Source organism: Bradyrhizobium sp. URHC0002, from assembly GCF_054059515.1.
The window spans coordinates 4,747,324-4,773,649 of sequence record NZ_JBSSCF010000001.1 but is presented as its reverse complement, the minus strand read 5'-3'; the positions used below and the strand labels follow the sequence as shown (position 1 = coordinate 4,773,649).

Below are 26,326 nucleotides of genomic sequence, written 5' to 3'. Positions count from 1 at the left end.
TGCCTCTGCCCTGGAGATAGTGATCAGCGGCATATCCTGAAACCGGCGATAGAACGGCATGTGATCGGCAAGATCCTGCCGGCCGTGAAGCGTCGTCACGGTCCGTCTCGCCTCTGATCGGAATACCGGAAAGTGCACGTAGTCAACGTGAAGTGCAGGATGTCGAAATCATTCGCACGCTCCCGCACCTTGTCCAGCATCAGCATGTGATGCGGAAGCGGGTCGCGGACATGCGGAGAAAGGCGCAAGGCCCGGGCGTGCACGGAACGAGTTCCGCGGAGGTGATGGAATCCTCGCTCGCGAACAGGGTGACCTGATGACCTGCCTAATCAGCTCCTAGGTCAAAAATGAAACGAAACGACGCGCTCCGTTCCGCCATACAGCCGTGGCGGCACGCTCTCGAAGAGCGGCGCGATTTGTGCAATCCTCATTCTGCCTCCGTCGCAGCCAGTAAAGCGAATCAAACCGCCGACGCTTGAGCTGGGGATCCGGTCCGACTGCTTGCCATGAACTTTCCCGGGCGCCTGAATTGGCGTTCGGCATGTAAAGAACGTCAAGGGGCGGCGCTCGTTCCAGAGCTGCGCCGCCGGAGAGCTTGGTAGGTCCTTGCCTTAAGCTGGGCTAAGCCTTCGGCAGGTACCCGTGAGCATCGTGCTGAGCTTCGGCTGCTGCATTGGTGTCCGAGGACTACGCGCAAGCAGGTGCTCGGCCGGCAGGATCCGACCCGCGAGCGCAGTCCGCTATTCCGGGTTTCGGCCCCGTCTCCTTTAGGCTCAGCGAAGACGCCGGGCACCGGAACAAGTCACCAGGAACTAACGTTGAGGAGCGGATTGGCCCGAAGGGCGGGAAGAGCTCGAAATTGATGGGCGCAGCGCCAGCTCAAGGAAGGGCGATTCAGCCACGAGCTAGTGAGGCGCCAACACCATGGCTTGCAGGATGGGCGACGACCAACCTTTTGGCCTTCCTCCAGAACTGATTCTCAACTGAACGCCCTGGCGAATACCTCTTTCGAGATCAGAATGCGCATTGGTGCACCGGCCGCCTACATCCTTCTTTATGCGGCCTTGTACGCCGCCTTTGGCGTTGCGTCGCCGTTCTGGCCTAGATTTTTTGAAACGAGAGCCCTAAGCCCGCAGCAGATCGGCATTGTTCTCGCTGCCGCGATGTTGACGCGTCTTCTCGCCGGACCAATGGTTGGGATGGTTGCAGATCGAGCAGCTTCGTTGCGCTCTGCTCTCGCAATTTGTACTGCATTGGCCGCCGCATCGTCAGTCGCTTTATTGTGGGCGTACTCCTTTGCGTTGCTGCTCTTCATAACTGTGGTCCAGGCCGCTTCTCTTGCTCCCACAACTTCCCTGGCTGATGCCTTGTCGGTCAACGCAGCAAGACCGCAGTCAGCCGGGAAGGAATTTGAGTACGGCTGGATCCGGGGCTCGGCGTCGTTGGCCTTTATATTTGGCACACTCACGGTCGGGCAGCTCATCAGCCGAAATGATGTTACGCCTATCATCTGGATGAACTTGGCTTTCCTCGTCGTCGCAACTGCCTCAACTGCATTATTACCGCCTGTCGTGCCCCGCTCTTCGCCACTCACCGGAGGGTCTTCAGTGATCGGCGAGCTCGGTGATCTCCTTCGGATCCCCCGCTTTCGGATGATGATCCTGGTTACATCCTTCATCTATGGCAGCCATGCGATGCACGACGCGTTCGCCGTCATTTGGTGGAGTGCTGCCGGGATGGATCCTTCAGCCATAAGCATCCTCTGGTCGGAAGCCGTAGCCGCGGAAGTTGTCGTGTTCTTTTTGATCGGCCCAGCTCTACTCAACCGGCTCGGTGCCCGGGGCGCGGCCGTCCTGGCCGCTGCGGCCGGCTTTGTGCGCTGGTCTGTCGCCGGCGAGACGACCTCCATTTTGGCGCTTTCAATCATCCAGCCGCTGCACGGCTTAACCTTTGCCCTGCTTCATCTTGCCTCGATGCGCATGATGCAGACGCTTATACCAGCCGGTCTGGCAGGCACCGGCCAATCCATTTACGCGTTTGGCTCAGGTTGCTTGACGGCCGTGCTGACCCTGTTATCGGGAATACTCTACGCCAAGTTTGGAGGAAGAGCATTCCTTCCGATGGCGGCTCTATGTGCCGTGGCACTCCCGCTTGCGTGGCTTGGTTTCGCTGACGAGCGGGATCGTTCGGTCGACTTTTGATCTTCCTGCGCGCAGCTGTTCTTGCTCGCGCTTGCCAAAATGACGCCGCGCGCAGTTTGGGAATCACGGATCGTGGCGTTGGCCCAGGTTCGCGTGGAGGTGCTTTAGCTTGCGTTTGGTAAAAACCGCAGCATCGACTGATAATGCGATAGATGCTCAGCATCATCGAGACCAGGCTATCGCGAAGCAGCCGGCCTCGATAAGCGCTTCTCTTGTGAACCCGTCCGGTGAGTACGCAAAGACAAGCAGTCTCGGCTCCAGCCCTGTTGACTGTTTAAAGCTGACTCATGTCGATCCGTCATATTCTTTACAAGCATGAAGGAGAAGGCCATTATCACGGCGCCCTAATTCGTTTAGAGTCGCGGCCCCTAAGGGCCACAATAGTCACAGACGGTGTCCGCAGGAACTTCTTGCATGCGCTCTGGGCTCTTCGCATTTCTTCTAGTCATCACTTTCTCCCAGGCTGCCATTGCGCAGGAAGACAAGAAGACGGACGACGATAAGCCCGCCGATCCGGACACGGGCGAAAGCACGATCGAAGAAAAAACGCTCGGTCTGCTGCCTAATCCTTTTCAAAAATATGGAGTCAAGTTCGCGGCGACGTATATCGGCGAGACCTTAGGCAATGTTTCTGGCGGTTTAAAAAAGGGGGCGGTCTACGAAGGCCGGCTTAACCTCGCGGTCGACCTCGATCTGCAAAAGTTGATCGGTGTGGACCAGTTTAGGTTTCACGCCAACATCTTCCAGATTCACGGTGGTGGGTTATCGCGTGGCAGCCTTCAGAACCTGTTCGTCGTCAGTGGTATTGAGGCGCTACCCTCGACCCGCCTGTACGAAGCCTATTTCGAGAAGCAGTGGGGCAACAAACGGGTCTCAGTGAAAGTCGGCCAGCTTGCGGCTGACAGCGAGTTCTTCAACACAAAATACACGGATGTGCTCACAAACGCATCGATGGGATGGCCGGCCATCACCTCAACTAACCTGCCAAGCGGCGGCCCCTCCCCGCCTTTAGCGGCGATGGGAAGCCGCGTGCTGTTCAATGTGACGGAACAGTTATCCGTATTGGGAGGGGTCTTCGACGGTGATCAGGCGGGTCCCGGAGCGGATGATCCCCAGTTACGCAATCGCTACGGGCTGAACTTTCGGATCAACGATCCACCCCTGCTATTGGGTCAACTGCAGTATGCCTGGAATAACAAGAAGGGCGATCCTGACCTCACCGGGCAAATCAAAGTTGGAGGGTGGCGGCACTTCGGCGGCTTTGCGGACCAGCGATATGCCTCGAACGGAGTTTCTTTGGCCGCGCCGACCAGCAGCGGCCAACCTCTGCAGCTTTCGGGTGATATAGGGGCATGGGGAGTCTTTGAGCAGCAGATTTATCGACTGCCGAATAGCGACGACCGCGGTATCGGCCTATTTGGCAGGATTTCGGGAGCACCTGCTGACCGCAACCTGATCGATCTCTACGCTGACGCCGGCATCGAGTTTATCGGCCTGAACGAAAAACGCCCCGATGATAAATTCGGCGTCGCAGCTGGCTACGCACACATTTCGAAGAGGGCTCAACAACTCGACAGCGATTATCGAAATTTCGCAAGCCCCACTTGGCCGCTACGTTCGTTTGAAGGATTACTAACCGCCGTCTACCAGTACCAGATCCGCGAGGGTTGGACAGTGCAGCCAAACTTCCAGTACATCATCCATCCAGGCGGCGGGGCGACAAATCCGTCGGGAGCTTTTCCGGGCCGACTGCTAAAGAACGCCGCCGTGCTCGGAATTAGAACAACGTTGAAGTTCTAGCTTGACCCCTGCCGAATTTAGATTGGGGATGGAACGCGAGCTGCGCAGATCCGAGACCATCGTCACCTGGTGCGGACGTCGCTTTACCTCCGCTCGGAGGACCAGGGAAAATTGATGAAATTCAGTCGAGTATCAAAACAGATATTTCCATACATCCGAAGGTGATCGCGATGGGAGGGATTGTTGTAAACCGTCGCAGGATCGTCCAAATCCGCTTCGTAGCTCGCAATATTATCCAGCTTGAGCCTTCGGCAGAATATCCATAGCCTGCGGAATGCTCTTTCATTCTAACCAATCTGCAGCAGGCCTTGACCGCCACGGGCTCACCATCGATGCCGCCCAGAAACTGATCAGCCCGCGCTTTGCCAACTCGCGAAGAGTTGCGAGAGCCCCTATCACAACCGTATCGGCACCAAGCACGACATCGATGCTGGATCAGCAAGCAGTATCGTGCGCATCATCGCTGCCCCGCCCGCTTCGTCGACTGTAAGCGGGCGAAATATCCGCTACGATTACGACGCCCGGCATCTCTTTCAGTGAGTCGCGCATGGCTACAAATCGGGGCGCCAAGAATTGAAGGCTGTCGTGCGTGAGAAGGACCACCTTGGCCCTCCCTTTGAGCCGAGTCCGGGCGGTTGAACCGCCGGCTTGTGCTGGCGTAGCGCTTCGATCGCCGCCTCGTGCACCGGGGATTGCCGCGTCAATTTCCTCGATGGTCATTGCCGCTCCTGCGTGGCGAGGGAGAACGTATCGCGGTGACGCTGATAAGCGCTGCGTCGATACCGGCCGGACTTCACAACCCTGCCGGAGGACACCAAATGCCGAAGCGCCCGGCGCACGGAGACGACCTCAGCATCGGTCGGTGTGCGCCAGCCCGGCCTAGCCGTTGGCCGGTAGGAATAGCAGCACCCCGCCAGTTCCCACGCGTCCAGCCGGGCGCTCCGCTCAAGCATGAGGAGGATCGCCCGCCGCAATCCCTTGGGGCGATATGGGAACTTATTTCTGTGGCGCGGGCCGAACATTCAGGGACCTCGGCTTGACAAGAAAACCGCGATTTTCGAAACGCGGAATATGCAGAAATGCTGCACGCGTCGTGCGCGCAGTCCGGTTCCCTCGCGAAAGGTACCTTGGAAATTCGCGTTTGCTTGCCGATTGCCGGGGAACGGGCGGCCGCCTGTGCGTTGGCTGCGGCTGGTGGCTGTAAAGGACGGACCAGCGGCCGAGCGCGTATGGGCGGCCTTTCCACGGGGCCGGTTGCCGTGGATTACGCGGCCATTGGTGCCGATTCGGTTCAGGCACGGAGTCTGCTCCGCAGTGGTGAAGCCGAGAAGATTGCGCACTTGCACGCGCATCCCGCGACAGGGGGGAAGCGGGGGCAAGAGGGGTCATTTCTCACCAGTATTGTATAATATGTCATGCTATTCTGCAGAGTTAGGATGAAAAATGCCCCCTCATCCCCCCTTTGCCCCCTAAACCACCTGGAGCCACCACTTCGATCCGCCCTTCTCATTGGGCCGGACCTTGAAGCAATATCCGCCGAGCACTCGGTCTTGGTTTTTTCGAAACCATGGACCTAAAGCGCGGGCATCGGCCTTTTGCTTCTTGCCGGCCACCGCCTGGAGAGCTGCGAAGAGCGCCGGATGCTGGAGATCGTTCCCGATCCTGGAATCTCCGACCTTCACCGCCTCAGCCAAGGTTAGAGACTGACCGAGCCCGACAGCATCCTTCCATGCGTCCATTATGGTGCGCAGTTCGATGCGCTCAGGATCGAGTTCTGCCGCGCTCTCCATCGAAACGACCGGATCAGCCTTCCCGAGCCAGATCAGTGCGGAGCGCACGACGTCCGACCAGCCCTCGAACGATGCTAGCCTCTTGGTCCGACCCGGCCGGCCAGCGGCCAGATAGGCGCGACAGATCGTCAATGCAGCGGCGATGTAGCCGCCACGGTTCGCCATGATCTTGTCAATCGGATTGCTCTTGAACTCCCGCAATTCCGGACGCTCTACCCGCGGATCAAGCCGTGCGGTGACCACGCGCCTGCAAGTGTCGCCCACCACCACGAGATTGTTGCCGGTGGCGAAAAAGGTTGTCCCTCGGGCCTCAATGCGCGCTTGTTCGGATCGGCCCAAGATCCGCATTCGGACGCTCCCGCGCTCGATCGCAATGCACAGCGCATCTCCTCCGAGGTCATTCGTGACATTATCGATAGCGATAAGCGGCTGCCCGGCCATCAAAGCCGCACCGAGCCGCTTTTCCATCTCCTCCTCGGTCCTGCCCGCGGCCATAACCGGCATCAACTGTCCGATCGCGACGGAGGCGACGACGTCGCCGAGGTAGCTCTTTCCGCTGCCCGCCAAGACCGCGTCGAAGGCATGCATTGGCGCGACGGCGAATGCCCCTCTCACTACCGGGGTGATCATGGCCGAAAGCGCGACAGCTCGAGATACCTCATCCGCGAAGGGAAATTCCGTCAGCAGATCCTCTATTTTGGCCAGCGCCTGAAACGCACATTCTCTCGTCGGATTGTCCTGCACCGACGGTATTGAAGGCGGGTCGACCAGCAGCAACTGCGTCGCGGAATCAAAGCCTGCCTCGGTGAGAAGCGATCCATCGGGCCTCATCGTCGGCGTTGTGATGAGTCCGTCAATCGAGGGGAATTGCCACTCCCCGGCGCGCGCTAAGATCGTTTGCGCGATCTCCTTGGGTGGGTCCTTTCGAAGCCATTTCTTGTCACGCGCGCTGAAGACATGCCAGATCGCATGCCTCGCGAGGAGATCGCGAAGGTATGTGAACCGGACCGCTTCGAGACGAGCAATCTTCGTCCTGTGGCCATTGGCGGCCGTCACGGTGTCCACGATCGGGCGCACCAGCGTGCCCGCATATTGGTATATTTCGACTCCGGCTTTCAGGAGTGCATGTTCGCCCGCCGTGGCGTTGGCGGCCAGATCGCCGAGTTGAATAATCGGCAGGTCGGTCTGGGCGCTAGCATCATGCTTGAAGCCCCCATCAGCGATATCGTCCACGGTCGTCGATACAGGGCGTGCTTTATCGACCGCATGCGCCAAACTCGGTTTGATGTTCATACGCGCACCGCCGGGCTGCTCACGCGATCCGCGGCCAACCAAAGCTCCTGCGCAAGATCGTGGATGCACCGCTCGATCTCGTCGCACTCGACGCCATATGCTTCCAGTCGGTCCCACTCGATGGCGAGAGTCGCGATCATGGCATCGCGCGTCCCGTGGGTGCCCGCGCGTGAAACCTTTTGCGCTAGGCGTTGGACCAGGCCGCGGTGACGGTGCAATGGGAAGGCGTGGACTTGAGCGACCATTTGCTCAGCCCTCCCCGCACCAGAGGGCGTTTCTAGCCTTCAGAATGGTATCGAAAACGCCGACCGTCGTTCTGTCAGGCCTTACCGCCTCGAAGGCCTTCCCGCGGCGGAGCGTCCAGCCAAGATGGTGGCGGCCATCGTATACCGCCAGCGCGTCGTCGGGGACTTCTGCGATGCGGTTGGCTGTCATGATGGGACGGCCTCCGTTGCCGGCGCCTCGATCGCTGCCGTCTCGGTCCACTCCGGCAGCGAGGCCAAGATCGCGACGGCGGCCGGGTCAATGGTCCCCGAATATTCGCGCGCACAGCGGATAAGGTGTTCCTTGGTCCGGCAGTACCCGCGACCACGCCAGTCGTCTCCCCGTGGCTTTTCTGGCGATCCGCGGCGCTGAAGAATCCATTGCCCCCGGTCGCGGCATGCGACGACGCGCCAATCCGGGTTAAGCTGGGCGACAACGCCGGAGTAGCCGTCGGCGGTCTCCCGCGAGCTGCTGTTGGTCATGGCTCTAGCCCGAGCTTCCGGCGCAGCGGCGCGGTGATGATTGCAATCTTGCTCCCGATCCTAATCGCGTCGATCTCACCGCGCTTGATCGCGGCATAGGTTGCGTTTTTTCCGGTTGGGTAAATGCCGGTGTCGATGAGCTGGGCCGGTGTGATCGTCGGCCGGTTTAGCAATTCCCTGATTTCGTTCGGCGTCATCTGCAAGTCCCTTCAGGAACAGGGAGGACAAAGCGTTTCCTCGCCAGTCGTCTATAGGTGCCAACAATATTACCTTGCGCTGTTCAATGCCATGTGTTCAGATGCCATCTGGCAGAACTTTCTAAGACAAAATAAGGATGATAAATCTCGTGGCGAAGAAGCGACGACCCGGTGGCGGCCGCAAACCGACCCTCCATAAGACAGCGACGTTCTCGACGAGGATCACCCCCGAAACACGGGGTTGGCTGGAAATGGAGGCCAAGGAGGCGGGCACGTCGATTTCGCAGATGGCCGAATGGCTTCTGCAGGATCGAATGAAGGCACGACGAGCTCGAGAACTAGAGGCCCCGGTGCGAGCATTGGCGGTGCTGATCGAAAATATCGCTCAGATGAGCAAATCAAGCACAGCGGACGAGAAGGATTGTGAGTGGAACACCGACGCTTCGGTCTTTGAGGTGTTTCGACTCTCAACCGCAAAGCTACTTGAGCGTTTGAGGCCGCCAGGTCCGATCGACGAATCTGTCGAAGGCCCTTTGGTAGGGCAGTCGCCAGAATTGCGGGCTGAGGAGATTGTCCGCCAGATCTGGCGGGGCCTCCTTTCGGCGGAGCCGAGTAGCCCGTCGCAGATCAAATCTATGATCGCAGAAGCTGGCGGACGGCCACGGCCTGATCGTGTCCTTGAAGCGATGTCGTTAGGCTCCAACAGAACCGTGAACTTGCGTAAGGACTTGAACATCAAGCAAGGCAGAAAGGAGGATCAATGAAGGGCCATGTGCGAGAGCGAGGCGCCGGACACTGGTATGCCGTCATCGATACGCGCGATCCAAAAACGGGCGCACGCAAACGGAAATGGCACTCCCTGCCCGGCTGTACCGGCAAGCGCCAGGCCCAAGTCGAGTGCGCTCGGTTGGTCTCCGAGCTCAAGGGCGGGACGTACATAGATCCGTCGAAACTGACGCTCGGCCAATGGATTGATCAGTGGATTGAAGCTGGAGCACCGGGGCGCCGACAGAAGAAGCCCAGCCAACGGACGCTGGAGCGATATGGGCAACTGCTGCGCACGCATGTAAAGCCCTCGCTCGGCAATCGACCGCTGCAGAAATTGCAGGCGGCCGAAATCGACAAGCGCTACGCCGATATGGCCGAGGCCAAGACCATTGCCCCGCGTACGCAGCATCATGTTCATGTCGTCTTAGGCGCGTGCCTGGCGACCGCCCTCCGCAAAGGCCTCCTGCTCGTCAACCCTATGACGCGCGTCGAGCAAATTCCGAACCCGGAGGGGCTTGTCTACGAGACGGACGACGAGGACCTCGATTCGGTCGATATCGGCGAGGGCCTGACCGAGGCCGAACTGCGGGCCCTGGTAGCGGGCTTCGAATCGACAAGCCAATACCCGATCGTGGTGCTGGCAGCCGCTACGGGAGCCCGTAGGAACGAGCTGCTGGCCCTCCGCTGGTCGGATCTTGATGTCGAGAAAAAGACGCTGCGTATCGAGAGGGCTTTGGAGCAGACGAAAAAATTCAAGATCCGGATCAAGCCGCCAAAGACGAAACGGGGTCTGCGCACGATCGACCTGGATGACGCGACGATTGCCGTCTTGCTGAGACAGAAGGAGCGGCATCTCCGGATCGTGGCCGGCATCCCTAAGGACGCTGCGGACGTCAATTTGTCGCTGGTGCGCCTCCCCGGCTCCGCTCTGATGTTTCCGGCTCTGTTCGGGCCCGGCCGGGGGGTGTCATTCACGACGCCACGCGATCCCCGCAACTTCTCGAGGGAGTTTGCGGAGCGGGCCGGCCTGCTCGGTTTAGGGAAGACCCGTTTCCACGACCTGAGAGGCGTCCACAGCACCGCCCTGCTGGATGCCGGCATTCCCGTGCACACGGTCGCCCAGCGCATTGGCGACGACCCGGCGACCCTTCTGCGCAATTATACGAAGCGTAAGCGCTCGAAGCAGGCCGACGAGAGGCTTTCCAGCACCATCACCGGTCTGGCGGCCGGATTTCTCGGTGCTGCAACGATTGGGTAGCAAAGCGGTAGCAATAGCCGCTTTGGCTACACGCTGGAAGGCCTAAGTCATTGATTTGATGGCAGGAGTGGCAGGGCTCGAACCTGCGACCCCCGGTTTTGGAGACCGGTGCTCTACCAATTGAGCTACACTCCTGCAGGGAACCGACGCATGCGCCGGTTCGCGCCGTTTCAAGCATAGGGCATACCCCGATTGCAAGAGCGAAGCGGCTTGCGCCCTATCCAAAGCACGCCTTCTACGCCAGAGTTGGCCATCACAATCAACAAGAGCAACGGGAGATTCCATGAACGCCCAGACTGCCGCCCGGCCAACGTCCGCCCCCCAGACCCCCTCTCTCCCTGATGCCAAGCCGGAAGCGATCGGGCTCTCGAGTACACGGCTGCAGCGGATGTCGGATGCCTTCAAGCGCGAGGTCGACAAGGGCACCCTCCCCGGCGCGACCGTGATGGTGTCGCGGCGCGGTCAGATCGGCTGGTTCGATGCGATCGGCCGCCAGTGCCCGGCCACAGCCACGCCGATGGCGCACGACAGCATCTTCCGCATTTTCTCGATGACCAAGCCGATCGTCTCGGTCGGCATCATGATGCTGGTCGAGGACGGCCACTTCATCCTCAACGACCCGGTCGCAAAATTCATTCCGGAGTTTGCCGAGCAGAAGGTCGGCGTCGAGAACAACGGCAAGCTCGACCTGGTACCGGTGAAGCGGCAGATGACCGTTCAGGACCTGCTGCGGCACACCTCGGGCCTGACCTACGACCACACCGGCAACGGCCCCGTCCAGCAGTTGTACCAGCAGTCGCGGCTGCGCAGCCGCAAGATCACCAACGCCGAGCATGCGACCATGATCGCCGGCATGCCGCTGATGTGCCAGCCGGGCGCGGAATGGAATTACAGCCGCTCGACCGACGTTCTCGGCCGCATCATCGAGGTCGTCTCCGGCAAATCGCTCGGCGCGTTCCTGACCGAACGCATCCTGGCGCCGCTGCAGATGGCGGAGACCGCATTCCACACGTCGGAAGCCAATGCCGGCCGCCTCGCCGAACCATTCGCGAACGATCCGTGGAATGGCGACAAGGTGCAGCTCTTCAATATGCTTGAGAAGCCGGTAATGGAATCCGGCGGCGGAGGGCTGGTCTCGACCACGATGGATTATGCGCGGTTCTGCCAGATGCTGCTCAACGGCGGCGCGCTCGACGGCAACAGGATCATCGGCCGCAAGACGCTGGAGCTGATGGCCTCAGATCACCTCACCGCCGGCGTGAAGGTCGACTCGCCGCTGATGCCGCCCGGCCACGGTTTTGGCCTCGGCTTCGCTGTCCGCACTCACCGCGGCATCGCGCCGTTCCCGGGCTCGCTCGGCCAGTTCTTCTGGAGCGGCATGGCCGGCACGTTCTTCTTCATCGATCCCGCGGAAGAGCTGTTCACGGTGTTCATGATGCAGGGTCCCGGCCAGCGCGAATATATCCGGAATATGCTGCGGGATCTGGTCTACGCCGCGGTGGAGTGAAGTCGAGGAGTTATTCCCGGCGTAGCGGCCCAACCACAACTGTCATGCCCCGCGAAGGCGGGGCATCCAGTACGCCGTGACACTTATTGCAATCGAGACGGCTGCGTTTACTGGATCGTCCGCCCCAGTGCGCAATTGCGCACAAGGCGGACGATGACACCGGAGGTGTGAAAGGCGCGCCGGGATAACGCTAACACCTCAGCTAATCGTAGCCCCGCCGTCGATCACGATGGTCTGGCCGGTCATGAAGTCGCCGGCCTTCGAGCCCATCAGCACCGCGGCGCCCGCGATCTCGTCGGGCACGCCGATGCGCAGCAGCGGCGAACGCGCCGTGGAGGCCTTCAGCGTCTCCGGATTGTCCCACAGCGCTTTCGCAAAATCGGTCTTGATCAGGCCGGGCGCGATGCAATTCACGCGAATGTTGTGCTTGCCGTATTCGCAGGCGAGGTTGCGCGCGAGCTGCATGTCGGCGGCCTTCGAAATCGCGTAGGCGCCGAGCACGGTCGAGCCCTTGAGGCCGCCGATCGAGGACACGATCACGATCGAGCCATCCTTGCGCTCGATCATCTGCGGCACCACCATGTTGATCAGCCAGTTGTTGGCGACGATGTTGTTGTCCAGGATTTTTCGGAACTGGTCGTCGGAAATGCCGCCAAGCGGACCGTAATAGGGATTGGACGCGGCGTTGCAGACCAGCACGTCGATCTTGCCGAACGCACGGTTTGATTCGTCGACCAGGTTCTGCAAATTTTCCTTGCTGGAAATGTTGGCGGCGATCGCAACCGCCGTCCCCTTCCCGAACTTGTCATTGATTGCCTTGGTGACGGAATCGCAGACATCCTGCTTGCGCGAGGAGATCACGACCTTGGCGCCGTGTTCCGCCATGCGCTCGGCGATGGCGAGGCCGATCCCGCGCGTCGAGCCGGTGATGACGGCAACTTTCCCCGACATATCGAACAAGGTCATGTCTCTCTCCCAGATGTTGATCCAGCGCGATGCCGGTGTTGCTTTTTCAGGTTTGAACTAAGCAGCCTTTGCGGTTTTCGACAACTCAAGGCGTCAAGCGAGTTTCGTCGCCGGCGGCGCGACCTCCGGTCCCGCCGGCTGATGCATCGCGTTGTGCGAGGCGTCCGCGATCCAGGGCTGCTGGTTGACCATCGGCAGCCGCCAGCCGGTGTAATTGGCGCCTGAGAGATGGTCGAGCCGCGTCACCGAGCAATTGTCGATATCGAAGGCGAGGCCTTTCGCGGGCTGACCGCCGAGTGCAAGCCCGACAGCCGCCCTGATCGTGCCGCCATGCGCGACGACGATCACGTCCCTGCCCGCCTGCTCGGCGTTGATACGCTCAATGGCCCCGCACGTGCGATTATAAAGGTCCATGAAACTCTCGCCGCCGGGCGCGGGTTCGTCGATACCCGTAAGCCACTGCTGGCCAACCGGCAGGCTTGCGTAAAAAACCGCGCGGTTCATGCCCTGCAGTTCGCCAAGATGCTGCTCGGCGAACGCGTTTACGTGCGGCATATCTGACGGCTTGGGAAAGCCTGCCGCCCAGATCGCCTGCGCGGTCTGATGCGTGCGCTTCAGATTGCTTGCATACCAGACCGCATTGCGCGGCAGGATTTTTCCCACCGCCTCGAACACCACGCGATCGCTGGTGTCGCAGTTGAGATCCTTCTGCCCGTAGATGCAACCGTCGTCTTCGCGAACCGGCGCGTGGCGGACCCACCACCATCGGGTCGTGATCGTCCGCGGTTTGTCTGCATTGGACATCGCCAAATCCCTTCAATACTGTCCGTCGCTGTACGTCAGAGCACGCATCGCCTCAAGTGACTTTGACGTTTGAAATCTTGTTTGAATTCCGCAAGGCGGCAGACGCCTGAGCGAATAACTGTCAGGGAGAAACTCATGGGCCGCCTCGAAGGCAAATCCGTCGTCATCACAGGTGCTGGCAGCGGCATTGGGCGCGCAGCGTCGGTGCTGTTCTCCAGGGAAGGGGCCAAGCTCGTCATCGTCGACCGCGCCGAGGGTGTGAAAGAAACCGCAAAACTGGTCAGCGCTGCCGGCGGCACCGTCGAGGCTGTCATGGCGGATGCCGGTTCGGAAGCCGACGTGAAGGCCTTCATCGACAAGGCGGTCTCCAAATACGGCCGGCTCGATGCGATCTGGGCCAATGCGGGCGTCAGCGGCGGGCTGGTGCCGCTGGCCGAGCAGACCGTCGATCACTGGCAGGAAGTCTTGCGCATCAACTTGATCGGGCCGTTCCTCGCGATCAAGCATTCGATGCCGCACATGATCAAGCAGAAGTCCGGTTCGATCGTCTGCACCGCCTCCGTCGCGGGCCTCAAGGCCGGCGCCAGCGGTCACCCGTACGGCGCCAGCAAAGCCGGCGTGATCAGCCTGGTGCAGACCACCGCCTACTCGCTGTCCGGCACCGGCGTGCGCGTCAACGCGGTGTGCCCGGGGCTGATCGAAACCGGGATGACAAAGCCGATCTTCGACAATGCCAAGCAGCGCGGCACCGACGGCAAGATCGGCCAGCTCAATCCGCTGAAGCGCGCCGGCCAGCCGCACGAACTCGCGGCGATGGGATTGTTCCTCGCCAGCGACGACGCGTCTTACGTCAACGGCCAGGCGATCCCGGTCGACGGCGGCCTCACCGCGTCGATGCCGTATGCGGGCAAGCCGATATAGTTCGTCATTGCGAGCGAAGCGAAGCAATCCATCGAGCCGCACGGGAAGTATGGATAGCTTCGTCGCTTCGCTCCTCGCAATGACGGATGCCATGACCTACGACCGATCCTGAAACCAGCCGCCAAGCATCAGGGTGAGCACCGGGGCTTCACCGACCTTCACGCGCCGATAGTTCACGAAGGCCGTGCACTCGATCAGAGCCCGATACTGCTCAGGGCAACGTTGTTCGAAATCCGGCGCGTCATCGATCCGCAACGCCACCAACTCTCCCCGGGCTACGGATATGTTTGTCATGCCGCCAGACGGATCGTCGATGTCCGTCATGCAGTCGATCCAGGCATTCATGTTGCGGCCGTAGAACTCGGGAAAGCCGAGCGCCGCCTGGAAGACGGAGTGGAAGCTTTCCCAATCCTTGATCTGATCCGAAGCAATTCTGATGATGGTCGTCTGCATGATGATCACAACCCGTCGGGCGGAAAGCCGGATGATTCCGCCGCCAGCGCACGGTGGCGGATGCGTTCGCGGTAGAAGGCGTAGAGGCCGGACAGCACGATGATCGAGGCGCCCAGCACCATCATCGCGTCGGGCACGTCGCCGAACACGAGATAGCCGAGCAGCATCGCCCACAGCAGCGCGGAATAGCGGAACGGCGCCACCGCCGAGATGTCGCCCGAGCGCAGCGCCGAAATGATGCATTGATAGCCGATCAGGAGCAGCACGGCGGCCACCGCCTGCAAGCCGAGCGCACCCGTCGATGGCGGCGTCCAGCCGCCGAGTGGAACGAGGATGGCGCCGCCTGCCGTCGTCACCGTCACGGTGGTCAGCAAGGTGATGAACAGCGAGGGGATCTTTGCCGGAATGCGCCGGGTCGCGAGGTCGCGCAACGCGCAGAACGCGACCGACACCAGCGCGAACAGCGAATACTGGCTGAAGCCGGCAAGCCCCGGCCGCACGATGATGAGCACGCCGATGAAGCCGGCCACGATCGCCGACCAGCGCCGCCAGCCGACCGGCTCGCCAAATATTACGGCGGCGCCCAGCGTGATCGCCAGCGGCAGCGCCTGGAAGATCGCCGAGGTGTTGGCGAGCGGCAGATGCGCGAGCGCCGCCATGAACGAGATGGTGCCGCCGATCTCGCCGAACACCCGCAGCGCCACCGGCTTGAGCATCAGCGTGCGCAGCGGCCGCAACGCGCCCTGATGCCAGGCGAACGTTGCGACCAGCCCAATCGCGAACAGGCCGCGCACCAGCATCACCTGGCCGAAGTTCATCTCGGACGACACCACCTTGGTGATGGAGTCGTTCGTGGTGAACGCCGCCATGGACACCGCCATGAGCAGGCTGCCGCGGATATTGGGAGAGAGCGCCAACGTGATTAAATCGCGCCGGCCTTCTGCGCATATTCCCAGGAGGCCTTCGACAGCGGCACGGTGCGGGCCGCGGACTCCAGCGCCTTGGCATTGGCCGCGGTGCCGTCGCGAACGCGTCCGGCGATGCCCTGCGTGATGCCGGCCAGGCGGAACAGGTTGTAGGCAAAATACCAGTTCAGGTCCGGCACGGCGCTGCCGGTGACGTTGCAGTAGATCTGCGCGGCCTCTGCCAGGCTCGGAATGTTGAGCGCCTTGAGATCGGCATTGGCGAGACCCGGCATGGTCCACTGCATCAACAGATAGGTGAAGTCGGCCATGGGATCGCCGAGCGTCGACAGTTCCCAGTCCAGCACCGCCTGCACGCGCGGTTCCGTCGCGTGGAAAATCATGTTGTCGAGACGGTAGTCGCCGTGGACGATCGAGGCACGCGCCTGCGCCGGCACGGTCTTCGGCAGCCACTCGGCGAGCTTCTCGAATTCGGGAATGTGTTGCGTCTCGGAAGCCCGGTATTGCTTGGTCCAGCGATCGACCTGACGGGCGAAATAATTGCCCGGCTTGCCGAAATCGCCGAGCCCGATTTTTTCGGGATCGAAGACGTGGAGTTTTGCCAGCGTCTCGATCTTGCTGGTGAAGATCTTGCGCCTGTTGTCCGGCGTCTGGCTCGGCAGAGTGGGATCCCAGAACACCCGGCCCTCCTCCATCGACATGATGTAGAAAGCTGCGCCGATTACGGTGTCGTCGGTGCACAGCGCGTAGGCCTTCGCGACCGGAAAGCCCTGCTTGCCGAGCGCTGCGATGACGCGGAACTCGCGATCGACCGCATGCGCCGACGGCAACAATTTACCGAACGGCTTGCGCCGCATCACATAGGATTGTGCCGGCGTTTGGAGCTTGTAGGTCGGATTGGACTGGCCGCCCTTGAACTGCAGGACGGTCAGCGGCCCCTGGTAACCCTCGACATGCTCGCGCATCCAGCCGTCGAGGCTCGCCTCGTTGATGCGATGACGCTCCTCGACTTCCTTGGTGCCCGAGAACTCTTCGTCTTTCCTGACGCCGTCCGCCACGATGACGCTCCCTTAAATTTCTTCTTGGACATTGGGGAGCGCCATCGATGGGCTCCCGTTAGTGCGTAGCGTTTGCATACTTCCGAAGTTCAAGTCTGGCAATGGCGCGATTGTGCACCTCGTCCGGACCATCCGCGAGGCGGAGCGTACGGATATGGGCGTAATCCTTTGCCAGGCCGGCCTCGTCGGAGACACCGCCGCCGCCATAGGCCTGGATCGCATTGTCGATGATCCTCAGCGCCATGTTGGGGGCTGTGACCTTGATCATAGCGATCTCGGCCTGCGCGGTCTTGTTGCCGACCTTGTCCATCATGTCGGCGGCCTTGAGGCAGAGCAGACGATTCATCTCGATATCGGCGCGCGCTTCGCCGATGCGCTGTTCCCACACCGAGTGCTCGATGATCTTCTTGCCGAACGCAGTACGCGACGCCAGCCGCTTCACCATCTTCTCCAGCGCTTCCTCGGCCTTGCCGATGGTGCGCATGCAGTGATGGATGCGGCCCGGGCCGAGACGGCCCTGCGCGATCTCGAAGCCGCGGCCTTCGCCGAGCAGGATGTTTTCCTTCGGCACGCGAACGTTTTCCAAAAGCACCTGGGCGTGACCGTGCGGCGCATCGTCGAAGCCGAACACCGGCAGCATCTTCTCGACCTTGATGCCAGGCGTGTCGAGCGGAACCAGGATCTGCGACTGCTGCTGGTGCTTTGCCGCCTTGAAATCGGTCTTGCCCATCAGGATCGCGATCTTGCAGCGGGGATCGCCGACGCCCGACGACCACCATTTGCGGCCGTTGATGACGTAGTGGTCGCCATCCTTTTCGATGCGCGTTTCGATGTTGGTGGCGTCCGATGACGCCACGGCCGGCTCCGTCATCAGGAAGGCGGAGCGGATCTCGCCGTCCATCAGCGGCCGCAGCCACTTCCGCTTCTGCTCCTTGGTGCCGTAGCGGATGAACACTTCCATGTTGCCGGTATCGGGGGCGGAGCAGTTGAACACCTCCGAGGCCCAGGAGATGTGGCCCATTTCTTCCGACAGCAGCGCATATTCGAGGTTGGTCAATCCCGCGCCGCGGAATTCGTCGTCTTCATGCGCGTTCGGCGGCATGAACATGTTCCAGAGGCCTTCGGCCTTCGCCTTCTTCTTCAGTTCCTCGAGGATCGGGATCACCTTCCAGCGCGGGCCCTCCGCATCCTGCTTGTCGTAGATCGGAACCGCGGGGCGGACATGCGTCTTCATGAACGCCTGCACGCGGTTCAGCCAATCCTTTTGCTTTTCGGACATATCGAAGTTCATGGGACGCTCCTCGGCTGTGGGCTTTTCGAATTCGTTGGGCCGCACTGTCCGCCCGCCTCCCATTCGCCGCAAGGTATTTTGCGCTTCGCAATGAGGCGACGGATTGACATTTCCGGCTCTTCAAACGATAGTTTCATACAACTGTTTGAATTGCAACTCCGCAAACGGGGACCAGATATGTCGAGCGATCGGACCCGGTCTGCCATCCTTGCCGCCGCCGAACGGCTTTATGCCGATCGCGGCTTCGGCGACGTGACGCTGCGCGACATCGTCGCCGAAGCGAACGTCAATCTCGCCGCGGTGAATTATCATTTCGGCTCCAAGGACGAGCTGATCGCCGAACTGTTCGTCACCCGCAGCCTCGCCACCAACCGCGAGCGGCTCAACGAGTTAAAGGCTGCGGAGGAAAACGGCGGCGGCCGCGCCCCGATCGACGCCATTTTGCACGCGCTGGTGGGCCCTACCCTGCGCGGCTGCCTCGGCCCCGACCGCGAAGGCTCGACCGCTGCGCGCTTCATGATCCGCGCCTCGATCGAGTCGGTGCCGCCGATCCGCCGCATCAAGAACCGCGAAGTCGACCACTTGCGGAAATTCGTCGCCGCGATGCGCCGCGCGATGCCCGGCCGCGACGACGCCGATCTCTATTGGGGCCTGCACTTCGCGCTGGCGATGTCGCATCACACCATCCGGGAAAAAGAGCGGCTGGCGAAATTGTCGGAAGGCCAATGCGACCTCAACGACGTCCAGGGCATCATCGACCGCGTGGTTTCGGTCTCGGTGATGGCGCTCACGGGCGGCGAGACACCAGCGAAGAAGACGTCTGCACGACCCGCGGTGCCGCACGGAAGGCTGACGCGGCAGGATCTCTAGCGCTGGGTTCGAGTCCCGGAAAAGCAGCGCAAGCACCGCTGTCATCCCCGCGCAGGCGGGGATCCAGTACGCCGAGGGCCTATCGGTTCAATCATTGCCGTCTCTGGAATACTGGATCCCCCGCCTTCGCGGGGGATGACGACTGAGTGTGTTTCGCGATCTTGCAACATGCCGCGATCTACGCCACCGCCACGCAATCGATTTCGATGTCGAACGGCGCAAACCATTCCGGGACGCAAACGAAAATCCGCGCCGGGGGATCTTCCGGAAAATAGCGCGCGTAGATCGCGTTGACGGTGGCGAAGTGCGCCGCCGAGGTGCAGTAGACATTGCACTTCATCACGTTCTGCAGCGACGTGCCCGCGGTTTCCAGGCACAGCTTCAATTGCTCAAGGACGAGTTCGGTCTGACGCTCGATCGGGCCGGCGAAGAGCTCGCCGGTCGCGGGGTCGAACGGCGGCAGGCCCGAAACGAACACCATGCCCCCGCCGCGCGTCACAGGCGAGACCGGCGCGCTCCGCTTCGCAAGCCAGGAAGACATCGGCTCGACACGAATGACTTCCCGTTTCATCGTTGCACCTCTCGAACAGGATTGATCGAGGGTGCAGGCTAGCGCAATCCGGCGCCAGCATGCTTCGATTAAGACGGAAGTATCGACGTCGAGATCAGACGATCTTCTGCGCCTTCAGCGCTTCCAGCTTCGCATCGTCATAGCCGATCGTCGCCAGCACGTCCCTGGTGTCCGCGCCCAAGAGCGGCGGGGCACGATATTCCTTCACTGGCGTGCCGGAGAAGGTGATGGCATTGCGGATCAGCGACAGGTCGGGCTCGAAAGGATGCTCGACCTTGACCTGCATGCCGCGCGACTGGACGTGGGGATCGGCGAACACCTGCGCGAAATCGTTGATCGGGCCTGAAGGCACGCCGGCCTTCTCCAGCTCTTCCAGCCAGTAGGCGACGGGCTTCTTCAGGAAGAGACCTGCGAAGATCGCCATGATCTCCTTGCCGTGAACGACGCGGTCGTTGTTCTTGAGGAATTTTGGATCGGTCGCGAGTTCGGGCGCCCCAAGCACGGCGCAGGTGCGCTGGAACTGGCCGTCATTGCCGACCACCAGCATCAGCTCGCCGTCGGTGCAGCGGAACACGCCGGCCGGCATGCCGCCATTGCCCCAGGTACCGCGCCGCGGCGGGGTCTGGCCATTGACGAGAAAGATCTGCGCGTAATGCGACAGAGAGGCGATCACGGTGTCGAACAGGCAGACGTCGACATGCTGCCCCTCCCCGCCGTTGGCCTTGCGGTGATAGAGCGCGGACAGGATGCCGATCGATGAGTTCATGCCGGTCATGTAATCGACGATGGAGGGACCGACCTTCATCGGTCCGGCGCCCGGTTCGCCGTCGAGATGGCCGGTGACGCTCATCAGCCCGCCCATCGCCTGCAAAATTGCGTCATACCCGGCGCGCGGCGCGTAAGGCCCGGTCTGGCCGAAACCGGTCACCGAGCAATAGATGACGCCGGGGTTGATGGCCTTGATCGTTTCATAATCGAGCTTGTAGCGCTTGAGATCGCCGACCTTGTAGTTCTCCATCATCACGTCGCAGGTTTTGGCGAGCTCGCGGACGATGTCCTGCCCTTCCGGCGTCGCGATATTGACGGTGACCGATTTCTTGTTGCGGTTGGCGCAGAGGTAGAACGAGTTGTTGTTGTTCGCCTTGCCCTCGGGATCGATCAGGTATGGCGGGCCGAAGGCGCGCGCGTCGTCGCCGCCGCCGGGGCGTTCGATCTTGATCACTTCGGCGCCGAGATCGGCCAGCATCTGCGCCGACAAGGGACCAGCAAGCACCCGCGTCAGGTCGAGAATTTTGATGCCCGAAAGTGGCAGAGCCGACATGAACTTCCTCCGAATTTTTTGGCATGGTGGCGCGGGAACGTGGCTCGTCGCGCTGCGAAGCCAAGCCGATACACTATTTTATGCGGTCGAGCCCTGCATTAACGGCATGACGCCATCCGTTGGCCGCCCGCTCTGCACGCCAGTGGTCGGACGAAGCGACAGTTTCAGCGGTCTCGCCGGGAAGCGAATGCGGCATTCCGGGTAAAGGGAGCTGCCTGGACATTACCCCAAAAGCACGACGGCCCGCCGAAGCGGGCCGTCTGATCGTCAAACCGTGTTATCGGCCGGACCGATTACCTGTTGGGAGCGGCCTTGGCGCGACTGGCGCGCCATTCCAGGAATTCGCGATACAGGGGATCGCGCTGGTCGTGCGGAGCAAGCGCTGTAGCCGGTGCAGCAACAACCGGCGCCGGCGCTGCGCCTGATGCCGCGGCCGTGCCCGCGGGCAGCGGCATGTTGCGGTCGAGCCATTCCTGCGCGGCCTTGAAGCGGGTCCAACCGGACACCGTCGCGCGTGGCGCCATTTCCTTCCACTTCGGATGGAACAGCGGCCGCTGCAACTGCGCGACCTTGTCGAACATGGTGTCCACCAGGAGCGACAGACGGCGGTAACGGTCGCTGTTCGGCGCCCAATTATACGACGCCAGCACGGCTTCAGCGGCGACCGTCTCGACGAAGCGCCCCTCCGCCACCAGGCCCGGGTAGTCCGCCGAGCCAAGCTTGGAAGGCAGATATTCCTCCTGCAACGGCTTGGCGTATTCGACCGGCACCAGATGCAAATTGCGGTCGTTGATCTGGTTCAGCCATTGCAGCGGCTTGCCTTCGATCGCCACGATTGCGTCGACCTCGCCCCTGCGCAGCATGTCCACCGCCAGTCGCGGCTCTTGATAGATCAGGTGCGGCCTGATCCCGAGCCGGTCAAACACGTTGATCGCCGTCACGAAGGTCGAGCTGTCAGGCAAATCGACCACCACGGTCTTGCCGTCGAGATCCCTCATGCTGGCGATGGTCCGCGGCGCCAGCACGTGCATCTCTTCGTTGAACATCTTGGCGACGTAAACGAATTGGTTGCGGATGTCCTTGGCAAAGTCCTTGCGGTCGAGGTAGGCGAGCGTGTCCTTGCGCACGATGCCGGCGTCGACCCCCCGCAGCAGCAGAATATCCGCCACCGCCTGCACCGATCCACGGCCCATCACCGGCAGGATCCGCAAACTAGTGCCGTTGTCGAGCACCGAGGCAAGATCGGCGCCGACCTGGGCGTAGGTCGAGCCGAACGAGCCGGTCATCAGGCTCACGGTGTTGGCGTTGAGCTGGTTCGCCAGATCGCGCTTGGTAGCGGTGCCGTACTTGAAGATGGTCTTGAAGGACTCGCTAACGGCACCCGCATCGACGCCGCTGCGCACCGGGCCGAAATGCTGCCACTGGCCGTTGGTGAAGCGCATCATCCGCATCTGCTCGATTGGCGCATGGTCGGACGGGCTGGTGTCGATCTTGATGCCCTGCACCATCATGGGAAGCTGGATGCCTTTGAGCAGGCGGGCCTGCCTCATGATGTTTTCACGCGACAGGTCATCGCCGCAGTTCCTCAGGACCTCGACCGTCAACTTGCCGACGAGATAGCCGAGGACGGCCTGGCCGTTCGACTTGCTGACGCTCGGGAGATAGCGCTGCATGAAGGCGCTCCATTCGCGGAACACCGCCTCGCCGGCCGCCGCCGCGTCTTCGCCCTCGAGCCTGTAGGCCGCCGACAACAGGCCTTCCGCATTTTGCGGGCCCGCCGGCTGAATCACCGCCGAGTACGAATTTGAGATCGAGGCGGCGAACTGCAGCGGCCTCCAACCGAGCTCGGCGCTTCGCTTGATCGCCATGATCGCGAATTTCGGCGTGGTGAACTCGATGAGGACGTCGGCGCCAGAAGCCTTGAGCTTGGCCATCTGGGCATCGATCGTGGTGTCGTTCACCTTGTATGGCGCCTCGGCCACGATCGCCATTTTGCCACCCAGGCCGTCCTTCAGGCCCTTCAGATATTCCTTGCCCATGCCATCTTCCTGATAGAGGACGGCGATCCGGCTGCGGGGATGGTTCTCCAGCAGATACTGCGCAAAAATTTGCGCTTCGGCCGTGTAGGTCGGCAGGAAACCGATGGTCCAGGGAAACTCCTGCGGCTGATCCCAGGCCGCCGCACCCGACAAGGCAAAAAGGTGCGGGACCTTTTTTGAGTTCAAATAGGGCTGGATCGCAGCGTTTGTGTTGGTGCCGATGGTCCCCAAGGCGAGGAGAACGTTATCTTCCTCGACCAGCTTGCGGGTCATCGCCATGGTTTTGGTGGGTTCGTAGGCGTCGTCATAGGTGATCATATTGACCTTGCGGCCGTTGATCCCGCCTTCGGCGTTGGTCTTGTCCAGATACGCCGTGATGGCCTTGGCGATCACGCCATAGGCGGAGGCTGGACCGGTATAGGGCGCGGTGTTGCCAATCCGGATCTCGTTGGGGCCCGGGGCCGCTGCCATGCTCTGTCCAAAAGCCGGCCCCGCCATTGCGGCAAGGACCAGCGCCGTTGCAGCGCTGCGCCGAGGCGCTCCGAAAAGCCGCTGCCGGGCGTCACGTGCCACCAGCCTCGAAAATTGCACCACCGCCCAGCGAGTATCAGTTAAAGCCCGCATCTGCCTGCCCCCCTAGAGCAATATATCTGCGATTACCCGAGCACCGAGACAATTAGCGTCTCAGCCGTACTCGCTGAGATTGTGTCTCGATTGGATTGATTTTGTGTCAAGACCAACTGTTTAACAGCGCAGATTAGTCGATTGTATGTTTCTGCCGCGGAAATGCAGCGCATTCGATTTACCGAAGCTCGATCGCAGCTGCGAACAGCGATACGCCTCATGGTTGTATCGACAACTTGCGGTCGCATCGAAAGCCTTGATTGAATGCACAATCACTGGCGCGCATCCGCCCTATCGACCTGCTTCGTTACGAACCCGATCATTCCTGCGATTCATGGCCGCGCCCCGATTGCCGTCGGCGAGATCGACCGCCATTGAACCCCAAAAGCAAAACGGCCCGCCGAAGCGGGCCGTCTTTTATCGCTAAGCCTCAAGTATCGGCCGGCCTGATCACCTGTTGGTGCTGGCCTTGGCACGGCCGGCCCGCCATTCCAGGAATTCGCGATACAGGGGATCGCGGTCCTGTGGGGCAAGTGCGGTCGGTGCCGCAACAATCGGTGCCGGCGGTGGCGGCGCGGCAGCGCCTGAGGCTGCCGACACGGCCGAGCCCGGGGGCAACGGCATGTTGCGGTCGAGCCATTCCTGCGCCGACTTGAAGCGGGTCCAACCGGATACCGTCGCGCGCGGCGCCATTTCCTTCCACTTCGGATGGAACGGCGGACGCTGCAACTGCGCGACCTTGTCGAACATGGTGTCCACCAGAAGCGACAGACGGCGGTAACGGTCGCTGTTCGGCGCCCAGTTATACGACGCCAGCACCGCTTCGGCAGCGATCGTCTCGACGAAGCCCCCCTCCGCCACCAGCCCGGGGTAATCCGCCGAGCCAAGCTTGGAAGGCAGATATTCCTCCTGCAACGGCTTGGCGTATTCGACCGGCACCAGATGCAAATTGCGGTCCTGGATCTGGTTCAGCCACTGCAACGGCTTGCCCTCGATGGCCACGATCGCGTCGACCTCACCCTTGCGCAGCATGTCCACCGCCAGCCGCGGCTCTTGATAGATCAGATGCGGCCTGATCCCGAGCCGGTCGAACACGTTGATCGCCGTCACGAAGGTCGAGCTGTCAGGCAAATCGACCACCACGGTCTTGCCGTCGAGATCCCTCATGCTGGTGATGGTCCGCGGCGCCAGCACGTGCATTTCCTCGTTGAACATCTTGGCCACATAGACGAACTGGTTGCGGATGTCCTTGGCGAAGTCCTTGCGGTCGAGATAGGACAGCGTGTCCTTGCGGACGATGCCGGCATCGACACCCCGCAGCAACAGAATGTCCGACACCGCCTGCACCGATCCTCGGCCCATCACCGGCAGGATCCGCAAGTTGGTGCCGTTGTCGAGCACGGAGGCAAGATCGGCGCCGACCTGGGCGTAGGTCGAGCCGAACGAACCGGTCATCAAGCTCACGGTGTTGGCGTTGAGCTGGTTCGCCAGATCGCGCTTGGTGGCCGTGCCGTACTTGAAGATGGTCTTGAAGGACTCGCTGACGGCGCCCGCATCGACGCCGCTGCGCACCGGGCCGAAATGCTGCCACTGGCCGTTGGTGAAGCGCATCATCCGCATCTGCTCGATTGGCGCATGGTCGGACGGGCTGGTGTCGATCTTGATGCCCTGCACCATCATGGGAAGCTGGATACCCTTGAGCAGGCGGGCCTGCTTCATGACGTTTTCGCGCGACAGGTCGTCGCCGCAGTTCTTCAGGACCTCGACCGTCAGCTTGCCGACGAGATAGCCGAGGACGGCCTGGCCGTTGGCCTTGCTCACGCTCGGGAGATAGCGCTGCATGAAAGCGCTCCACTCTCGGAAGGGCACATCGCCGGCTGCCGCTGCATCTTCGCCCTCCAGCCTGTATGCTGCCGACAACAGGCCTTCGGCATTTTGCGGGCCCGCCGGCTGAATGACGGACGAGTACGCCGAAGCGATCGACGCGACGAAATGTAGCGGCCTCCAGCCGAGTTCGGCGCTCCGCTTGATCGCCATGATCGCGAATTTCGGCGTGGTGAACTCAATGAAGACGTCGGCGCCGGAGGCTTTGAGCTTGGCCATCTGGGCGTCGATCGTGGTGTCGTTCACCTTGTATGGCGCCTCGGCCACGATCGCCATTTTGCCACCCAGGCCGTCCTTCAGGCCCTTCAGATATTCCTTACCCATGCCATCCTCCTGATAGAGGACGGCGATCCGGCTGCGGGGATGATTCTCCAAGAGATACTGCGCAAAAATTTGCGCTTCGGCCGTGTAGGTCGGCAGGAAGCCCATGGTCCAGGGAAACTCGGCCGGCTGGTCCCAGGCCGCCGCACCTGTCAAGACAAAAAGCTGCGGGACCTTTTTTGAGTTCAAATAGGGCTGGATCGCGGCGTTCGTGTTGGTGCCGAGGATCCCCAAGGTGAGGAGAACGTTGTCTTCCTCGACCAGCTTGCGGGTCATCGCCATGGTTTTGGTGGGTTCGTAGGCGTCGTCATAGGTGACCATATTGAGCTTGCGGCCGTTGATCCCGCCTTCGGCGTTGATCTTGTCGAAATAGGCCGTGATGGTCTTGGCGACAACGCCATAGGCGGAGGCCGGACCGGTATAGGGTGCGGTGTTGCCAATCCGGATCTCGTTGGGACCCGGGGCGGCCGCCATGCTCTGTCCGAAAGCCGGCCCCGCCATCGCAGCAAGCGCCAGTGCCGTTGCAGCGCTGCGCCGAGGCGCGGTGAAAAGCCGGCGCAAAGCGTCACGGGCCCCAAACCCGGACAATTGCACCGCCCAACGAGTATCGATCAAAGCCCGCATCTGCCTGCACCCCTAGAGCAATAAACCTGCGATTTTTTCGAGCAGCGAGACGGCAACGTTTCAGCCCTACTCGCTGACATTGTGTCTCAATCGGAT

Annotated in this window: 22 protein-coding genes, 1 tRNA gene and 1 pseudogene; 7 read left to right on the top strand and 17 right to left on the bottom strand. The window is 61.3% G+C overall.

From position 1 onward, the window contains the following. Positions 1-12 precede the first annotated feature (12 nt). Positions 13-431: pseudogene (locus tag ACVWVY_RS23095) on the bottom strand (glycosyltransferase); the annotation flags it as partial. 588 nt (positions 432-1,019) lie between these two features. On the opposite strand from ACVWVY_RS23095, the gene ACVWVY_RS23090 reads away from it, so the two are divergent. Further along, on the top strand, positions 1,020-2,201 hold the full coding sequence (locus ACVWVY_RS23090) for an MFS transporter (protein WP_456628542.1): 1,182 nt from the start codon (positions 1,020-1,022) through the stop codon (positions 2,199-2,201). A gap of 414 nt (positions 2,202-2,615) precedes the next feature. Further along, positions 2,616-4,001 carry a carbohydrate porin gene (locus ACVWVY_RS23085; RefSeq protein WP_456628541.1) on the top strand — a complete coding sequence of 462 codons (1,386 nt, stop codon included), beginning with the start codon at positions 2,616-2,618 and terminating at the stop codon, positions 3,999-4,001. 1,469 nt (positions 4,002-5,470) lie between these two features. Here the strand turns inward: ACVWVY_RS23085 and ACVWVY_RS23080 are convergent. Genes ACVWVY_RS23080 through ACVWVY_RS23060 form a run of 5 tightly spaced genes read right to left on the bottom strand, consistent with a single transcriptional unit; the run spans position 5,471 to position 8,027 of the window. Then, positions 5,471-7,084 carry a hypothetical protein gene (locus tag ACVWVY_RS23080; RefSeq protein ID WP_456628540.1) on the bottom strand — a complete coding sequence of 538 codons (1,614 nt, stop codon included), beginning with the start codon at positions 7,082-7,084 and terminating at the stop codon, positions 5,471-5,473. Then, on the bottom strand, positions 7,081-7,329 hold the full coding sequence (locus ACVWVY_RS23075; protein WP_456628539.1) for a DUF6074 family protein: 249 nt from the start codon (positions 7,327-7,329) through the stop codon (positions 7,081-7,083). The genes ACVWVY_RS23080 and ACVWVY_RS23075 overlap by 4 nt, the downstream gene beginning before the upstream one ends. 4 nt (positions 7,330-7,333) lie before the next feature. Continuing rightward, complete coding sequence (locus ACVWVY_RS23070) at positions 7,334-7,519, bottom strand: hypothetical protein (RefSeq protein WP_456628538.1); 186 nt, start codon at positions 7,517-7,519, stop codon at positions 7,334-7,336. Continuing rightward, positions 7,516-7,830 (bottom strand): hypothetical protein, encoded by a 315-nt coding sequence (locus tag ACVWVY_RS23065; RefSeq protein WP_456628537.1) that lies wholly within the window; start codon positions 7,828-7,830, stop codon positions 7,516-7,518. The genes ACVWVY_RS23070 and ACVWVY_RS23065 overlap by 4 nt, the downstream gene beginning before the upstream one ends. Further along, on the bottom strand, positions 7,827-8,027 hold the full coding sequence (locus tag ACVWVY_RS23060) for a DNA-binding protein (RefSeq protein ID WP_456628536.1): 201 nt from the start codon (positions 8,025-8,027) through the stop codon (positions 7,827-7,829). Before ACVWVY_RS23060 ends, ACVWVY_RS23065 begins: the two co-directional genes overlap by 4 nt. Positions 8,028-8,176: 149 nt before the next feature. Here ACVWVY_RS23060 and ACVWVY_RS23055 point away from each other — a divergent pair, with 149 nt between their 5' ends. Both ACVWVY_RS23055 and ACVWVY_RS23050 read left to right on the top strand, forming a co-directional pair. Beyond that, on the top strand, positions 8,177-8,791 hold the full coding sequence (locus ACVWVY_RS23055; RefSeq protein WP_456628535.1) for a hypothetical protein: 615 nt from the start codon (positions 8,177-8,179) through the stop codon (positions 8,789-8,791). Beyond that, a complete protein-coding gene (locus ACVWVY_RS23050) occupies positions 8,788-10,053 on the top strand; it encodes a tyrosine-type recombinase/integrase (protein WP_456628534.1) in 1,266 nt (421 codons plus the stop codon). The genes ACVWVY_RS23055 and ACVWVY_RS23050 overlap by 4 nt, the downstream gene beginning before the upstream one ends. A gap of 59 nt (positions 10,054-10,112) precedes the next feature. On the opposite strand, the gene ACVWVY_RS23045 is transcribed toward ACVWVY_RS23050, so the two are convergent. After that, a tRNA-Trp gene (locus tag ACVWVY_RS23045) sits at positions 10,113-10,188 on the bottom strand. Between the two features lie 148 nt (positions 10,189-10,336). Between ACVWVY_RS23045 and ACVWVY_RS23040 the strand changes: the two genes are divergently transcribed. Next, positions 10,337-11,560, top strand: coding sequence for a serine hydrolase domain-containing protein (locus ACVWVY_RS23040; protein WP_456628533.1), 1,224 nt, complete (start codon positions 10,337-10,339; stop codon positions 11,558-11,560). A 198-nt stretch (positions 11,561-11,758) separates the two neighbouring features. Here ACVWVY_RS23040 and ACVWVY_RS23035 read toward each other — a convergent pair whose 3' ends face one another. Further along, positions 11,759-12,526: an SDR family NAD(P)-dependent oxidoreductase gene (locus ACVWVY_RS23035; RefSeq protein WP_456628532.1), complete on the bottom strand. Its 768-nt coding sequence runs from the start codon at positions 12,524-12,526 to the stop codon at positions 11,759-11,761. Positions 12,527-12,619: 93 nt separating this feature from the next. Next, positions 12,620-13,330, bottom strand: a complete 711-nt coding sequence (locus ACVWVY_RS23030; protein ID WP_456628531.1) for a histidine phosphatase family protein — start codon at positions 13,328-13,330, stop codon at positions 12,620-12,622. Positions 13,331-13,465: 135 nt separating this feature from the next. On the opposite strand from ACVWVY_RS23030, the gene ACVWVY_RS23025 reads away from it, so the two are divergent. Then, positions 13,466-14,251 carry an SDR family NAD(P)-dependent oxidoreductase gene (locus ACVWVY_RS23025; protein ID WP_456628530.1) on the top strand — a complete coding sequence of 262 codons (786 nt, stop codon included), beginning with the start codon at positions 13,466-13,468 and terminating at the stop codon, positions 14,249-14,251. Positions 14,252-14,347: 96 nt separating this feature from the next. Here the strand turns inward: ACVWVY_RS23025 and ACVWVY_RS23020 are convergent, their stop codons facing one another. Genes ACVWVY_RS23020 through ACVWVY_RS23005 form a run of 4 tightly spaced genes read right to left on the bottom strand, consistent with a single transcriptional unit; the run spans position 14,348 to position 17,976 of the window. After that, on the bottom strand, positions 14,348-14,704 hold the full coding sequence (locus tag ACVWVY_RS23020; protein ID WP_456632290.1) for a barstar family protein: 357 nt from the start codon (positions 14,702-14,704) through the stop codon (positions 14,348-14,350). A gap of 5 nt (positions 14,705-14,709) precedes the next feature. Continuing rightward, complete coding sequence (locus tag ACVWVY_RS23015) at positions 14,710-15,621, bottom strand: DMT family transporter (RefSeq protein ID WP_456628529.1); 912 nt, start codon at positions 15,619-15,621, stop codon at positions 14,710-14,712. A 5-nt stretch (positions 15,622-15,626) separates the two neighbouring features. After that, positions 15,627-16,685 (bottom strand): phosphotransferase family protein, encoded by a 1,059-nt coding sequence (locus tag ACVWVY_RS23010; RefSeq protein WP_456628528.1) that lies wholly within the window; start codon positions 16,683-16,685, stop codon positions 15,627-15,629. Between the two features lie 58 nt (positions 16,686-16,743). Further along, positions 16,744-17,976 (bottom strand): acyl-CoA dehydrogenase family protein, encoded by a 1,233-nt coding sequence (locus ACVWVY_RS23005; RefSeq protein ID WP_456628527.1) that lies wholly within the window; start codon positions 17,974-17,976, stop codon positions 16,744-16,746. Between the two features lie 177 nt (positions 17,977-18,153). Here ACVWVY_RS23005 and ACVWVY_RS23000 point away from each other — a divergent pair, with 177 nt between their 5' ends. Continuing rightward, positions 18,154-18,846 carry a TetR/AcrR family transcriptional regulator gene (locus ACVWVY_RS23000; protein ID WP_456628526.1) on the top strand — a complete coding sequence of 231 codons (693 nt, stop codon included), beginning with the start codon at positions 18,154-18,156 and terminating at the stop codon, positions 18,844-18,846. A 178-nt stretch (positions 18,847-19,024) separates the two neighbouring features. Here ACVWVY_RS23000 and ACVWVY_RS22995 read toward each other — a convergent pair whose 3' ends face one another. The 4 genes from ACVWVY_RS22995 to ACVWVY_RS22980 form a co-directional block, all read right to left on the bottom strand. Further along, complete coding sequence (locus tag ACVWVY_RS22995; RefSeq protein ID WP_456628525.1) at positions 19,025-19,417, bottom strand: RidA family protein; 393 nt, start codon at positions 19,415-19,417, stop codon at positions 19,025-19,027. 94 nt (positions 19,418-19,511) lie between these two features. Then, complete coding sequence (locus tag ACVWVY_RS22990; protein WP_456628524.1) at positions 19,512-20,738, bottom strand: CaiB/BaiF CoA transferase family protein; 1,227 nt, start codon at positions 20,736-20,738, stop codon at positions 19,512-19,514. 293 nt (positions 20,739-21,031) lie between these two features. Then, a complete protein-coding gene (locus ACVWVY_RS22985; protein WP_456628523.1) occupies positions 21,032-23,248 on the bottom strand; it encodes an ABC transporter substrate-binding protein in 2,217 nt (738 codons plus the stop codon). 603 nt (positions 23,249-23,851) lie between these two features. Beyond that, positions 23,852-26,080, bottom strand: coding sequence for an ABC transporter substrate-binding protein (locus tag ACVWVY_RS22980; RefSeq protein WP_456628522.1), 2,229 nt, complete (start codon positions 26,078-26,080; stop codon positions 23,852-23,854). Between the last annotated feature and the right edge of the window lie 246 nt (positions 26,081-26,326).

Coding starts and splice junctions, on each gene's coding strand:
- ACVWVY_RS23090 (WP_456628542.1), top strand. CDS start 1,020: ATGCGCATTGGTGCACCGGCCGCCTACATCCTTCTTTATGCGGCCTTG.
- ACVWVY_RS23085 (WP_456628541.1), top strand. CDS start 2,616: ATGCGCTCTGGGCTCTTCGCATTTCTTCTAGTCATCACTTTCTCCCAG.
- ACVWVY_RS23080 (WP_456628540.1), bottom strand. CDS start 7,084: ATGAACATCAAACCGAGTTTGGCGCATGCGGTCGATAAAGCACGCCCT.
- ACVWVY_RS23075 (WP_456628539.1), bottom strand. CDS start 7,329: ATGGTCGCTCAAGTCCACGCCTTCCCATTGCACCGTCACCGCGGCCTG.
- ACVWVY_RS23070 (WP_456628538.1), bottom strand. CDS start 7,519: ATGACAGCCAACCGCATCGCAGAAGTCCCCGACGACGCGCTGGCGGTA.
- ACVWVY_RS23065 (WP_456628537.1), bottom strand. CDS start 7,830: ATGACCAACAGCAGCTCGCGGGAGACCGCCGACGGCTACTCCGGCGTT.
- ACVWVY_RS23060 (WP_456628536.1), bottom strand. CDS start 8,027: ATGACGCCGAACGAAATCAGGGAATTGCTAAACCGGCCGACGATCACA.
- ACVWVY_RS23050 (WP_456628534.1), top strand. CDS start 8,788: ATGAAGGGCCATGTGCGAGAGCGAGGCGCCGGACACTGGTATGCCGTC.
- ACVWVY_RS23040 (WP_456628533.1), top strand. CDS start 10,337: ATGAACGCCCAGACTGCCGCCCGGCCAACGTCCGCCCCCCAGACCCCC.
- ACVWVY_RS23035 (WP_456628532.1), bottom strand. CDS start 12,526: ATGACCTTGTTCGATATGTCGGGGAAAGTTGCCGTCATCACCGGCTCG.
- ACVWVY_RS23030 (WP_456628531.1), bottom strand. CDS start 13,330: ATGTCCAATGCAGACAAACCGCGGACGATCACGACCCGATGGTGGTGG.
- ACVWVY_RS23025 (WP_456628530.1), top strand. CDS start 13,466: ATGGGCCGCCTCGAAGGCAAATCCGTCGTCATCACAGGTGCTGGCAGC.
- ACVWVY_RS23020 (WP_456632290.1), bottom strand. CDS start 14,704: ATGCAGACGACCATCATCAGAATTGCTTCGGATCAGATCAAGGATTGG.
- ACVWVY_RS23005 (WP_456628527.1), bottom strand. CDS start 17,976: ATGAACTTCGATATGTCCGAAAAGCAAAAGGATTGGCTGAACCGCGTG.
- ACVWVY_RS23000 (WP_456628526.1), top strand. CDS start 18,154: ATGTCGAGCGATCGGACCCGGTCTGCCATCCTTGCCGCCGCCGAACGG.
- ACVWVY_RS22995 (WP_456628525.1), bottom strand. CDS start 19,417: ATGAAACGGGAAGTCATTCGTGTCGAGCCGATGTCTTCCTGGCTTGCG.
- ACVWVY_RS22990 (WP_456628524.1), bottom strand. CDS start 20,738: ATGTCGGCTCTGCCACTTTCGGGCATCAAAATTCTCGACCTGACGCGG.
- ACVWVY_RS22985 (WP_456628523.1), bottom strand. CDS start 23,248: ATGGCAGCGGCCCCGGGCCCCAACGAGATCCGGATTGGCAACACCGCG.
- ACVWVY_RS22980 (WP_456628522.1), bottom strand. CDS start 26,080: ATGGCGGCCGCCCCGGGTCCCAACGAGATCCGGATTGGCAACACCGCA.